Raw genomic sequence first — 12,079 nt, forward strand, 5'->3', positions numbered from 1 at the left:
CAATCCAGGGGCAGCGGCCCCGAGTCTGGATTGCTTCGCTTCGCTCGCAATGACGTAGAGAGGGCGGTCGCACAGCAACGGTGCTCCAGATGCACCTGAAGCTCGACACCAGCGTCAGCATCGACGACGGCGACGTTGCGCGCGATCTCGGGCAGGCGACGGCCGATATTGTGGTGCTGTCGGCGGCCGACAGCGATCTGGCGGCGTTCGGTGCTGCGCGGGCCGGAATGCCGGACGACTATCCGACGCTCCAGCTCACCAATTTTCTGGCGCTCGGCCATCCGGCCTCGGTCGATCTTTATGTCGAGCGCACGCTGGCGAAAGCAAAGCTCGTCATCCTGCGGATGCTCGGTGGCGAGGCCTACTGGCCGCACGGCGTCGACAGCCTGCGGCGCGATGCGCTGGCGCGCGGCGCGCAGTTCGTCTGCATTCCGGGCGAGATGGAGTGGAATGCGGAGCTGGCTGCGCGTAGCACCGCCGATCTCGACGATGCTCACGCGCTGTGGCGCTATTGCAGCGAGGGCGGCGCCGAGAACATCCGCTTGGCGCTGCGCTATGCCGCCTGGATGATCCTGCGCGACGACTGCCCGCCGCCGCCGCGGCCGATGCCGGCCGCAGGGTTCTGGCCGGCCGAGCCGCCGCCATCGCAGTGCCGCCGCGCGCTGGTAATCTTCTATCGGGCGCTGGCGGCGAGCGGCGATACCGCGGCGATCGCGGCGCTGCGTGACGCCCTGGCCGCGCGTGATTTCGATCCAACCTGCATCTTCGTGACCAGCTTGAAGGATGCGCGCTCGATCGCGTTCCTGCGCAGCGTGCTTGCCGCGACGCCGCCCGACGTCATCATCAACGCCACCGCGTTTGCGACCGCCACCGCCACGGACGACTCCGGTGTGCTGGCGTCGGCGGATTGCCCGATCCTGCAGGTGGCGCAGGCCGGGGTGACGCGCGAGCATTGGGAGCAATCCGGCCGTGGTCTCAATCCGCGCGACCTCGCCATGCATGTCGTGCTGCCGGAGGTCGACGGCCGTGTCTTCGCCGGAGCTGTGGCTTTCAAGCAGCGCGGCGGCGACGCCGAATTCGCCCCGACCGTGTATCAGCCGCTGCAGGACCGGATCGACGCGGTGGCGGATCTGGCGCAGGCCTGGGTGCGGCTGCGGCATCAGCCGCGCGACCAACGCCGCGTCGCCATCGTGCTTGCCAACTATCCGAATCGCGACGGCCGGCTCGGCAACGGCGTCGGTCTCGACACCCCACAATCGCTGCACGACCTGCTGTTCACGCTGCGGACGGAAGGCTATCTCACCCGCGAGCTGCCGGCCGACACAGCGGCACTGATGGAGCAGCTGCAGCGCGGCCCGACCAACGAACTGCAGAGCCGATCCGATCGGGAAGGCGGCGTGAGCTGGCCGGTGGCGGACTACGCGGCGGCGCTCGCGGAGCTGCCGCAGGCGGTGCGCGATACGGTGATCGCGCGGTGGGGCGCGCCGGAGCAGGATCCGCATGTGGCCGATGGGGCCTTCCGGCTCGGCCTGCATCGCTTCGGCAACATCCTGGTCGGGGTGCAGCCGGCCCGTGGCTATGCAATCGATCCGAAGTCCAGCTTCCACGATCCCGAGCTGCCGCCGCCGCATCACTATGTGGCGTTCTATCTGTGGGTGCGGCAGGTGTTCGGCGCCGAAGCGGTGATCCACCTCGGCAAGCACGGCAACCTCGAATGGCTGCCGGGCAAGAGCGCCGGGCTGTCGCGCGACTGTTTCCCGACTGCGCTGCTCGGGCCGCTGCCGCATCTCTACCCGTTCATCGTCAACGATCCCGGCGAGGGCATCCAGGCCAAGCGGCGCAGCGCGGCGGTGATCGTCGATCATCTGACGCCGCCGATGACCCGCGCCGAGCTGCACGACGAGATGGCGCGGCTGGAAGCGCTGGTCGACGAATACGCGATGGCGGCCGATCTCGATCCGACCCGCGCCGACGCGATCGCCGAGGACATCATTTCGTTGGCACGGGCGACGCGGCTCGACGAAGACGTCGCGATCGATCGCGACACCGCGACGCTCGATGCGCTGCGCGCGATCGATGCGCATCTGTGCGATCTGAAAGAGATGCAGATCCGCGACGGGCTGCACGTATTCGGCCGCACGCCGCTCGCCGCCCAGCGCGACGAGCTGTTGGTGTCGATCGCGCGTCTGCCGCGCTCCGAACTGAAGCCGCAGGATGCCTCGCTGCATCGCGCGCTGGCGCGGGACCTCGGACTAACCAACCCCGACGGGACCGAATTCGATCCGCTGACCCGCGATCTGGCCACCCCCTATGCCGGCCCGCACCCAGCCATCCTCGCCACGTTGAGTGATCGGCCATGGCGGACCCATGGTGACACCGTCGAACGGGTCGAAGCGTTGGCCTTGCGGTTGGTGTCGGCTCTTCATCAAGCTTCACCCTCTCCTGCGGGCGATGAGGAGAGACTGCCTCACACTCAGCCCGTGCTCGACTGGATCGCCACGTCGCTGCGTCCGGCGATCGAAGCGTCGGGCGACGCCGAGCGCGACGCGCTGCTGCGTGGGCTCGACGGGCGGTTCATTCGGCCGGGGCCCTCCGGCGCGCCGACCCGCGGCCGGCCCGATGTGCTGCCGACGGGGCGTAATTTCTTCGCGGTCGATGTCCGCGCGGTGCCGACGCCGTCGGCGTGGCGGATCGGGCAGCTCGCCGCCGAGCGGCTCATCGAATCCTATTGGCAGGAGGCCGGCGAATGGCCGCGCTCGATCGCGCTGTCGGCGTGGGGCACCGCCAATATGCGCACCGGCGGCGACGATGTCGCGCAGGCGCTGGCGCTGATCGGTGCGCGGCCGACCTGGGAAGATGCCACCGGCCGCGTCACCGGCTTTGCGATCGTGCCGCTGTCGGAGCTGCGGCGGCCGCGCGTCGACGTCACCTTCCGCGTCTCCGGACTGTTTCGCGACGCCTTCCCGGTGCAGATGGACTTGATTGCCAGCGCAATTGCAGCGGTCGCGGCGCTCGACGAACCTGATGACGCCAATCCGATCGCCGCCCAGGTCCGCGTCCGCAGCGACCAATTAGTTCGAACGGGTGTCGATCCCGAGCTGGCGAAGAAGCAAGCCGGCGCGCGGGTGTTCGGCGCGCGGCCTGGCACGTACGGCGCCGGGCTGCAGGCGATGATCGACGACGGCGGCTGGAATAATCGCGATGATCTCGCCGGCGCTTATCTTGCCTGGGGCGGCTATGCCTATGGGGCGGGGCAGGACGGCGCCGAGGCCGCCGATGCGTTTGCGGCACGGCTGAAGGCGGTCGATCTGGTGGCGCAGGCGCAGGATAATCGCGAGCACGACATTCTCGATTCCGACGATTATTACCAGTTCATCGGCGGCCTCGCCGCAACGGTCGAAAGTCTGCGCGGGCAGGCGCCGCGGGTCGCCCATGTCGACACGTCGCGGCCCGAAGCGCCGCTGCCGCGGACGCTTGCGCATGAGATCTCTCGCGTGGTGCGGGGCCGCGCCGCCAACCCGAAGTGGATTCAGGGCGTGATGCGCCACGGCTACAAGGGCGCCTCCGAGATCGCCGCCACCGTCGACTATCTGTTCGGCTTTGCGGCTTCGACCGACGCCGTCGGCAACCGTCATTTCGACCTGCTGTTCGCCGCTTATCTCGAAGACGACGCGGTGCGCGAGTTTCTCCGCGACGCCAATCCGGCGGCGCTGCGCGATATCGTGGCGCGGTTCGATGAGGCGATCCGGCGCGGGCTGTGGACGCCCCGTTCCAACCGAGCAGCCGACCTGCTCGCCGAAATTCTCACTCCCAAGGAAGCTGCATGACCGATCCTCTGCCCGCCCGCGACGAAAACGTCCGCCACGCCGAAAAGGCGAAGAAGCGGAAAGCCGCGCACGACAAGAAGCTCGAGGGTATGACCGACAGCAAGGGGCTGATCATCGTCCACACCGGCACCGGCAAAGGCAAGACCTCGGCCGCGCTCGGCATGGTGTTCCGCCATATCGGCCACGGCATGCCGGTCGGGGTGGTGCACTTCACCAAGTCGGAGAAGTGGAACACCGGCGAGGCCAAGCTGCTGGCGAAGTTTCCGGAGCTTGCGACGTTGCACATCATGGGTGAGGGCTTCACCTGGGAGACTCAGGACCGCGAACGCGACATCGCCGCGGCGCGCGCCGGCTGGGAACGTGCCAAGGAATTGATCCGCGACGACCGTCATCGCATGGTGCTGCTCGACGAGCTGAACATCGTGCTGCGCTATGATTATCTGCCGATCGAAGAAATCGTCGCGGTCCTGCTCGATGAGAAGCCGGCCGACAAGCACGTGGTGATCACCGGCCGCAACGCCCACCCGGCGCTGATCGAGATCGCAGACCTCGTGACCGATATGACGTTGGTGAAGCACCCGTTCCGGACCGGCGTGAAGGCGCAGAAGGGCGTGGAGTTTTGAGCGCGCGGCCGAGCCCCAAATATGTCATTCCGGGGCGCCGCGCAGCGGCGAACCCGGAATCCAGAAGTGCAGAACTCCTCGAGATTCCGGGTTCGCGCCTGTCGGCGCGCCCCGGAATGACGGCCACGTGATGAGAAAGCTGCGATGACCATCACCCCCGCGCTGATGATCCAGGGCACCTGCTCCAATGCCGGCAAGTCGACGCTGGTGGCTGGGCTGTGCCGGGCATTGGTGCGGCGGGGGCTCAAGGTCGCGCCGTTCAAGCCACAGAACATGTCGAACAACGCTGCGGTGACGGTGGACGGTGGTGAGATCGGCCGGGCGCAGGCGGTGCAGGCGCGCGCCGCCAAACTGCCGCCGACGGTGCATATGAATCCGGTGCTGCTGAAGCCGGAGACCGACACCGGCGCGCAAGTGATCGTACAAGGCAAACGGTTCGGCCGGCTCGGCGCGCAGCATTTTCTCGACAAGAAAGCGGCGCTGCTGCCGCACGTACTCGACAGCTTCGCGAGGCTCGCACGAGAGGCCGACATCGTGCTGGTCGAAGGCGCCGGCTCGCCGGCGGAGATCAATCTCCGCGCCGGCGATATCGCCAATATGGGGTTCGCGCAGGCGGCGAACGTGCCGGTGGTGATCGCCGGCGACATCGAGCGTGGTGGCGTGATCGCGAGCCTCGCCGGCACGCATCTGGTGCTCGACGAGGCTGAGCGGGCGCTGGTAGCTGGTTATCTGATCAACAAATTCCGCGGCGACGTGAGGCTGTTCGATCATGGGCTGACGGCGATTACCGAGCTGACCGGCTGGCCGTCGCTTGGCGTGGTGCCGTGGCTGCCGAGCGCGGCGTTACTTCCGGCCGAGGACGCGGTCGATCTCGACCGGGCGCAGGCCTCGGCGGCAAAGCGCATCATTGCCGTGCCGATGTTGGCGCGGATTGCTAATTTCGACGATCTCGATCCGCTCGGCATGGAGCCGGGCGTCAAGCTGGTTTTCGTGCCGCCGGGCACGCCGATCCCGGCCGAGGCCGACGTGGTGATCATTCCCGGCAGCAAGTCGACGCTCGGCGATCTCGCGTTCCTGCGTGCACAGGGCTGGGATATCGATATCGCCGCGCATGTCCGCCGCGGCGGTCATCTGCTCGGGCTGTGCGGTGGCTATCAGATGCTCGGGCGCAGCATCGCCGATCCGGATGGCGTCGACGGCGCGCCCGGCACGGTCGAAGGGCTGGGTCTGCTCGACACCGTCACGATCATGCGGGGCGACAAGTCGACCACATTGGTCCACGGCGCTCATGTTGCGACCGGCGCACCGGTCGACGGCTACGAGATTCATCTTGGCCGCACCGAGGGACCGGATTGCGCGCGGCCGGTGGTAACGATCGACGGCCGTCCCGACGGTGCGATTTCAAGCGACGGCCGGGTGCAAGGCACCTATCTGCACGGCCTGTTTACGAACGATGAGTTCCGCCGTGCTTGGCTTGCGGGTCTCGGCATCGCCTCGCAGCTCGCCTATGAGGCGCAAATCGAAGCCGCGTTGGAGGCCCTAGCCGATCATCTCGAAACGCATCTCGATGTCGACCGGATGATCAGAATGGCGCGGAGCCGTCAGAGCACGAACGCCAGCGCCGCGTAGATCACAGCCTGCAGCGCGCAAGCTGCGATCATCACCCGCAGTGCGCGGCCGATGTCGGCCGGCGTCGCCTCGCTCCGCGCTTCGGCGTTGAGATAAGGATCGTCGGTGATCTTGCCACCGTAGCTGCGCGGGCCGGCGAGCGCGACGCCGATTGCCGCAGCCATCGCTGATTCCGGCCAGCCGGCATTCGGCGAGCGATGCTTGCCGGCGTCGCGCCGCATCACCGTGATCGCTTGCCTGACCGAGCCGCGGACGATCGGTGCCACCAGCGCGATCAGCAGGCCCGACAGTCGTGCCGGAACCAAATTCAACACGTCGTCGAGCCGCGCCGCGGCCCAGCCGAACGATCGGTGCAGAGGCGTCAGATGTCCGATCATCGAGTCGGCGGTGTTGATGGTCTTGTAGATCAGCAGACCCGGCAGCCCGAGCAGCGCCAGCCAGAACACCGGCGCGACCACGCCGTCGGAGAAATTCTCGGCGCTGGATTCGATTGCGGCGCGGCAGACACCGGCTTCGTCCAGCGTCTGCGGATCGCGGCCGACGATCAGCGACACTTTTTCGCGGGCTTCCTTTAGGCCGCCGGACGCGAAGGCGTCGCGCACCCGTGCGACGTGGTCGTACAGGCTGCGCTGCGCGATCAGCGTTGCGGCCAGCACGGCCGCGATCACCCAGCCGCCAGGCAACTGTCGTAGCGGCGCTTCGAGCAGCAGCCCGACCAGGCCGGCGACCGCGATTAGGAACAGGACTGCGACGATGCCGGCGACTTTCTTGGTCGTTTCCGACCAATCGTCGCGGTTGAGCGTGCGGTCGAGCCAGCCGATCATCGTGCCGATCAGCACCACCGGATGTGCCAACCGCTTCCACAGCCAATCGGGATCGCCGATCAGCGCATCAAGCAAAAGCGCCACCACGACGATCAGCAGCGCGTGGGAATCCACCAACATGTCAACGCTCCACGCGGATCAGTTCCTCGGTCAGCCGGTCGAGCGCGTCGGCGAGCATCGGCCCGCCGCACACCGTCAGCCGCTCCGGCACCGTAATGCGCTTCGACGGCGGATAGAAGCGCTGCAGCGCCGGATGCAGCACGAAGGCACGGCCTTCGTCCTCGGCGAAATCGCTGTCTTCCGAGATCAGCAGAAAGTCCGGCCGTAACGCCACCACCGCTTCCAGCGACGCGAAGCCGCCGCGCTGCAGGCCGAGGCCGCTCGCAGCATTGCGCAGCCCGACAGTGTCGAGCAGCGTACTGATCAGGCTGTCGCGCCCCGATACCCAACCGCGCCGCGCCAGCGGCAGCACAGTGAGCTTCGTTCGCGACGCGGCCTGTTTGGCGCGCGCTACCGCAGCGTCAATGCGAGCGATCGATGCGTCGGCCCGCTCAGGATGGCCCAGAAGATCGTCCATCTGCCGGATCTGCGCTTTGGACTCGTCGATCGTCTTCACCGAATCGAACTCGACGATGCGTTGGCCCATCTGCTTCAGAAGTTCGCGCGTCGCGCGTTTGGTGTATCGGCCGCCGACCACGAAGTCCGGCTTCAGCATCAGAACGTCTTCGGCTTCGCCTGACAATTGCGGAAATCGAGCCGCTTGTGCGGCAAGGAAGGAGCGATCGGCATCGCGTGCATAGGGGCTCAGCCCGAGGATCTGATCGGGATCGGCGAGCGTCAGCAGCAACTGATCGGTGCAGGCATTGATCGATACCACCTTGGGCGCAGCGGTTGCGCTCGCGTCAGTTGCGAGACTCGCAACTAACAGCATCATCAATCCGGCTAAAAAGCCGCCGAGCCTCTCGCGCTTTGGTCGCGATGATGGCAAGACACGGTGATGAAGCACGGCGGCGATCTTACGGCGGCGATAGCGCGGCACGGCGGCGATGCTGCCGACTGGCTCGATCTCTCCACTGGCATCAATCCGCGTCCCTGGCCGATCCCAGACGTTGCCGCGGATGCTTGGGAGCGTCTGCCGTCGCAGGCCGACGAGACTGCGCTGTACGATGCCGCGCGCCAAGCCTACGAGGTGCCGGAGGAGTCCGGCATCGTCGCTGCCGCCGGCACGCAGGCGCTGATTCAATGGCTGCCGTATCTCGCAGCGCCGGGCGGTGTCGCCATCGTCGGGCCGACTTATGCGGAGCATGCGCTGGCTTGGCGGAACGCCGGGCGCGAGCTTGTCGGCATCGCGTCGCTCGATGAGATTCCCGAACAGGCTCGCCACGCGGTGGTGGTGAGTCCGAACAATCCCGACGGCCGCATCGTCGAACCTGAGACCTTGCGCCGTGCCGCCGCGCAGCTGCGCCGGCGCGGCGGTTGGCTGGTGATCGACGAAGCCTTTGCCGATGTCGATCCGTCTTTCACTGCGACCGTGCTGACGCCCGAGCTGCCGATCGTCGTGCTGCGCTCGTTCGGCAAGTTCTACGGCCTTGCCGGCGTGCGTCTCGGGTTTGCGATCGCGGGTGAGGTGATTGCGAGGCGGATCGCGCTGGCGCTCGGGCCGTGGAGTTGCTCCGGGCCGGCGCTGCGGATCGGAGCTGCGGCGCTGCGCGATCAGGCCTGGGCGATCGAGACGCGCGACGAGTTGCGCGAACAGGCGGCGCGGCTCGACGAGGTGCTGCGCGGCGCCGGCCTCGACACCGTCGGCGGCACACCGCTGTTCCGGCTGGCACGTCACCCCGAGGCGCATCGGTTGCACGAGGTTTTGGCGCAGCAGCGGATCTGGTGTCGAAGGTTCGACTGGGCGGACGATCTGCTCAGGTTCGGCCTGCCTGCCGATACCGCCGGGCTCGATCGGCTCGCTGCCGCGCTCGCCGCACCGCTGTAGCAGCGGCACCGTCAGGTTCCGGACCACGGCAGGATCACGCCAGTGTCCTGATACTGTGCCCGGTAGGCGCTGACGCGAAACACCTGCTGCATGATCTCATCCGACAAGGCTTCGCTCGGCGCGCCATGGGCGGCGAGCCGGCCGCTCGCCATCACCAGCACGGTATCGGCAAAGCGCGCAGCGAGGCCGAGATCGTGGGTGACGACGATCACCAGCGTGCCGGCGTCGGCGGTGCTTCGCAAGGTCTGCATCACGTCGAGCTGATAGCGCGGGTCGAGCGAGGCGGTCGGCTCGTCGGCGAGCACCACCGGCGCCTCGACCGCCAGCACCCGGGCGAGCGCGACGCGGCTGCGTTCGCCGCCGGAGAGTTCGGTGACAATGCGGTCCGCAAACTGCGCGACGTCGGTCTCCGCCATCGCCTGTGCGACCGCCTCGGCATCGTGCGGCGACAACCAGGCCGGATCGGTGGCGCCATGTGGAAACCGCCCCAGCGCGACGACGTCGCGCACCGGCAACGGCCAATGCACCAGATGGCCCTGCGGCAGATAGCCGAACCGTTTGGCGCGCTCGCGCAGCGGCATCGTCGCCAGCGCCTCGCCGCCGATGGTGATCTCGCCTTGCGCCTCGACCAGGCCGGCGAGGGCGCGCAGCAGCGTGGTCTTGCCGGCGCCGTTCGGGCCGACCAGCGCGACCAGATGCCCGCGCGTCAGCGACAGCGACACACCGCGCAGCACTTCGCGGCCGGAGAGCGAGACGGCGAGGTCGCGGGCGGTGAGGAAGGCGGCACTCATGCGACGCCTCCACCCAGCGCGCGGCGTTCGCGCACGATCAGATACAGGAAGAACGGCACGCCGATGATCGAGGTCAGCACCCCGACCTTGATGTCGGTGCTGGCCGGGATCAGCCGCACCGCGATGTCGGCGGCGAGCAGCAGCGCCGCGCCGGCGAGCGCGCTCGGCAGCAGCACGCGGGCGGGATCGTGGCCGATCAGGGGCCGCACCAGATGCGGCGCGACCAGGCCGATGAAGCCGATCGTGCCCGACACCGAGACGGCGCCACCGACGCCGAGCGCGGTGCCGGCGATCACGATCAGTCGCAACCGGCCGACATTGATGCCGAGGCTCTGCGCGGTCTCTTCGCCGAGACTGAGGGCGCGGAACGCGGCGCGCTGGCTGAACAGCAGTACGCCGCCGGCGACGATGAACGGCAGCGCCAAGACGACGTGGCGGAAGCTGCGGTCTTCCAGCGAGCCCAGCAGCCAGAAAGCGATTTCCAGGCTGGCGAACGGATTGGCCGACAGGTTCATCACCAGCGCAGTGGCGGCGCCGGCGAGCGCGGAGATCGCCAGCCCTGCGAGGATCAGCAACAGCAGGCTGGCGTTGCGCCCGGCGATTGCCAGCAGCACGAACACCGAGACGAACGCCATCATGATCGCCGCCACGGGCAGTGCGAACGAGCGGACGTCGGCAAGCCCGAGCGAGATGATCAGCACCGCGCCGAACGCGGCCGATTGCGGCGCGCCAAACAGCGACGGCGACGCCAGCGGGTTACGCAGCAGGCCCTGCAGCGCCGCACCGGACAGGCCCAGAATGCCGCCGATCGCGAGCGCCAGGATGGTGCGCGGCAGCCGGATCTCCTGCACGATGATCTGCTGCACCTCGCCGCCGAGCCCGACCAGCGCCTGTACCACGGTGAGTGGCGACAGCTTGACCGGTCCCACCGCGAGCGATCCGATCGCCAGCAGGGCCACGAGCACCGCGAGCGCCGCGGTAACGGCCGCCGCGCGCGAATTCGGTCCGGAACGTCGGGTCATACCGCGCTCATTTCTGCACGGTCGCGGCGGCCTGGTCGAGCCGGTGATAGCCGTTGAGGCGATAGATGATGGTGGAGACGATCCAGCTCGCCACGAACAGCGCCACGATGCCGTAGCCGAGTGCGCCGAAATTGGAGTTGAGCTCTTCGATCCACTCCCAGAACGCGCCTTCGAGATGGAAGCGCCCGGCGAGCAGCCCGAGCGTCTCGATGCCGCCGATCAGCAGCGCCACCAGCACCGACACGGTGGTGATGGTCATGTTGTAGTACAGCTTGCGGATCGGGTTGCGATAAGCCCAGCCATAGGCGCCGAGCATCAGCACGCCATCGAGGGTGTCGACCAGGGTCATGCCGGCGGCGAACAGCGCCGGGAACACCAGGATCGACCAATGCGAAATGTTGCCGGAGGCGTTGGCGGCCAATCCGAACAGGCTGATCTCGCTGGCGGTCTCGAAGCCGAGCGCGAACAAAAGCCCGATCGGAAACAGCTGCCAGCTCTTGGAAACGAAGCGGAACAGCGGCCGGAACAGCCGCGCCAGCCAGCCGCGCTGCTGCAGCAGTTCGTTGATATCGTCGTCGTGCACGATCTCGCCGGCCTTGGCCTTCTTGAACGCGCGATACACGCCGCTCAGCACCGACAGATTGGCGATGGCGATCGCGAACAGAAACAGCGCCGACGCCGAGGTGCCGATCACCCCGCCGATTTCGCGATAGCCCGAGAATCGCTCGGTCAGCGAATTGGCCGCGATCGCGATTGCCAGCGACGCCACCAGCACCACGGTGGAATGGCCGAGCGCGAAGAACAACCCGACCGCGACCGGTCGCTTGCCCTCCTGCATCAGCTTGCGGGTGACGTTGTCGATCGCCGCGATATGGTCGGCATCGAGGGCGTGGCGGAGGCCCAGGCTATAGGCCAGCACCGCGGTGCCGATCAGCACCGGCTCGCCCGCGAAGGCGGTCAGCGCCCAGGCCCAGGCGGCGATATTGGCGAGCACCAGTCCGCCGAGCACGGCGATTAGGCGGACGCGGAATCCATCGGAAGAAGCGGGCAGAACGAGATCGGTCATGGCGGTCTCCGGCCGGTGAGCAGCATCCTGTCACCTGTGCGGCGGACCGCTCCAGCCGCGCGCGCCGCACGGTGGAAGATGACGTGCTCAGGCCGGTCTCCTGGCTCACGGGTCGTCGCGATCCTTCGCCTTCCCGGGCAAGTGCCGCCCAGTGGCTGATTGAAGGATCGCTCGCCGCTCACAGTTGCGGGCGCAGCGCCGGATTTGGGTTTGCGGCCATAAGCTTGGGCCCGCACCGGCTTCCCTGTGCCGGACGATTCCCGGCACACCTGAACGGGCGCGATCAAATGGAAGCGGGCCTGCTTTGTCA

General features: G+C 67.7%; 9 protein-coding genes and 1 riboswitch. Of the genes, 4 read left to right on the forward strand and 5 right to left on the reverse strand.

What is annotated here, in order from left to right:
- The first annotated feature begins 89 nt into the window (after positions 1 to 89).
- From cobN to LRC39_RS03695, 3 genes are all read left to right on the forward strand, one after another.
- On the forward strand, positions 90 to 3,827 hold the full coding sequence (gene cobN / locus LRC39_RS03685) for a cobaltochelatase subunit CobN (protein WP_346296368.1): 3,738 nt from the start codon (positions 90 to 92) through the stop codon (positions 3,825 to 3,827).
- Positions 3,824 to 4,450: a cob(I)yrinic acid a,c-diamide adenosyltransferase gene (gene cobO / locus LRC39_RS03690; RefSeq protein ID WP_107354196.1), complete on the forward strand. Its 627-nt coding sequence runs from the start codon at positions 3,824 to 3,826 to the stop codon at positions 4,448 to 4,450. Before cobN ends, cobO begins: the two co-directional genes overlap by 4 nt.
- Positions 4,451 to 4,594: 144 nt before the next feature.
- On the forward strand, positions 4,595 to 6,079 hold the full coding sequence (locus tag LRC39_RS03695) for a cobyric acid synthase (protein ID WP_346296369.1): 1,485 nt from the start codon (positions 4,595 to 4,597) through the stop codon (positions 6,077 to 6,079).
- Here LRC39_RS03695 and cbiB read toward each other — a convergent pair.
- Positions 6,052 to 7,023: an adenosylcobinamide-phosphate synthase CbiB gene (gene cbiB / locus LRC39_RS03700; RefSeq protein ID WP_346296370.1), complete on the reverse strand. Its 972-nt coding sequence runs from the start codon at positions 7,021 to 7,023 to the stop codon at positions 6,052 to 6,054. The two genes, LRC39_RS03695 and cbiB, sit on opposite strands and share 28 nt — an antisense overlap.
- Position 7,024: 1 nt before the next feature.
- Positions 7,025 to 7,837, reverse strand: coding sequence for an ABC transporter substrate-binding protein (locus tag LRC39_RS03705; RefSeq protein WP_346296371.1), 813 nt, complete (start codon positions 7,835 to 7,837; stop codon positions 7,025 to 7,027).
- Positions 7,838 to 7,900: 63 nt separating this feature from the next.
- On the opposite strand from LRC39_RS03705, the gene cobD reads away from it, so the two are divergent.
- Positions 7,901 to 8,890 (forward strand): threonine-phosphate decarboxylase CobD, encoded by a 990-nt coding sequence (cobD, locus tag LRC39_RS03710; RefSeq protein ID WP_346296372.1) that lies wholly within the window; start codon positions 7,901 to 7,903, stop codon positions 8,888 to 8,890.
- A gap of 11 nt (positions 8,891 to 8,901) precedes the next feature.
- On the opposite strand, the gene LRC39_RS03715 is transcribed toward cobD, so the two are convergent.
- Genes LRC39_RS03715 through LRC39_RS03725 form a run of 3 tightly spaced genes read right to left on the reverse strand, consistent with a single transcriptional unit; the run spans position 8,902 to position 11,769 of the window.
- Entirely contained in the window at positions 8,902 to 9,681 is a 780-nt protein-coding gene (locus tag LRC39_RS03715; RefSeq protein WP_346296373.1) for an ABC transporter ATP-binding protein, read from the reverse strand.
- Positions 9,678 to 10,703: a FecCD family ABC transporter permease gene (locus LRC39_RS03720; RefSeq protein WP_346296374.1), complete on the reverse strand. Its 1,026-nt coding sequence runs from the start codon at positions 10,701 to 10,703 to the stop codon at positions 9,678 to 9,680. Before LRC39_RS03720 ends, LRC39_RS03715 begins: the two co-directional genes overlap by 4 nt.
- A gap of 7 nt (positions 10,704 to 10,710) precedes the next feature.
- Complete coding sequence (locus LRC39_RS03725) at positions 10,711 to 11,769, reverse strand: HoxN/HupN/NixA family nickel/cobalt transporter (protein WP_264054216.1); 1,059 nt, start codon at positions 11,767 to 11,769, stop codon at positions 10,711 to 10,713.
- A 73-nt stretch (positions 11,770 to 11,842) separates the two neighbouring features.
- Positions 11,843 to 12,057, reverse strand: a riboswitch (cobalamin riboswitch).
- Positions 12,058 to 12,079: the final 22 nt, after the last annotated feature.

The organism is Rhodopseudomonas sp. P1 (assembly GCF_039642825.1).
Taxonomy (GTDB): domain Bacteria; phylum Pseudomonadota; class Alphaproteobacteria; order Rhizobiales; family Xanthobacteraceae; genus Rhodopseudomonas; species Rhodopseudomonas palustris_H.

What these genes read in the sequence shown, in the direction of transcription:
- LRC39_RS03695 (WP_346296369.1), top strand. Translation starts at nt 4,595, where the DNA reads ATGACCATCACCCCCGCGCTGATGATCCAGGGCACCTGCTCCAATGCC.
- cobN (WP_346296368.1), top strand. Translation starts at nt 90, where the DNA reads ATGCACCTGAAGCTCGACACCAGCGTCAGCATCGACGACGGCGACGTT.
- LRC39_RS03715 (WP_346296373.1), bottom strand. Translation starts at nt 9,681, where the DNA reads ATGAGTGCCGCCTTCCTCACCGCCCGCGACCTCGCCGTCTCGCTCTCC.
- cobO (WP_107354196.1), top strand. Translation starts at nt 3,824, where the DNA reads ATGACCGATCCTCTGCCCGCCCGCGACGAAAACGTCCGCCACGCCGAA.
- cobD (WP_346296372.1), top strand. Translation starts at nt 7,901, where the DNA reads ATGAAGCACGGCGGCGATCTTACGGCGGCGATAGCGCGGCACGGCGGC.
- LRC39_RS03720 (WP_346296374.1), bottom strand. Translation starts at nt 10,703, where the DNA reads ATGACCCGACGTTCCGGACCGAATTCGCGCGCGGCGGCCGTTACCGCG.
- cbiB (WP_346296370.1), bottom strand. Translation starts at nt 7,023, where the DNA reads ATGTTGGTGGATTCCCACGCGCTGCTGATCGTCGTGGTGGCGCTTTTG.
- LRC39_RS03725 (WP_264054216.1), bottom strand. Translation starts at nt 11,769, where the DNA reads ATGACCGATCTCGTTCTGCCCGCTTCTTCCGATGGATTCCGCGTCCGC.
- LRC39_RS03705 (WP_346296371.1), bottom strand. Translation starts at nt 7,837, where the DNA reads ATGATGCTGTTAGTTGCGAGTCTCGCAACTGACGCGAGCGCAACCGCT.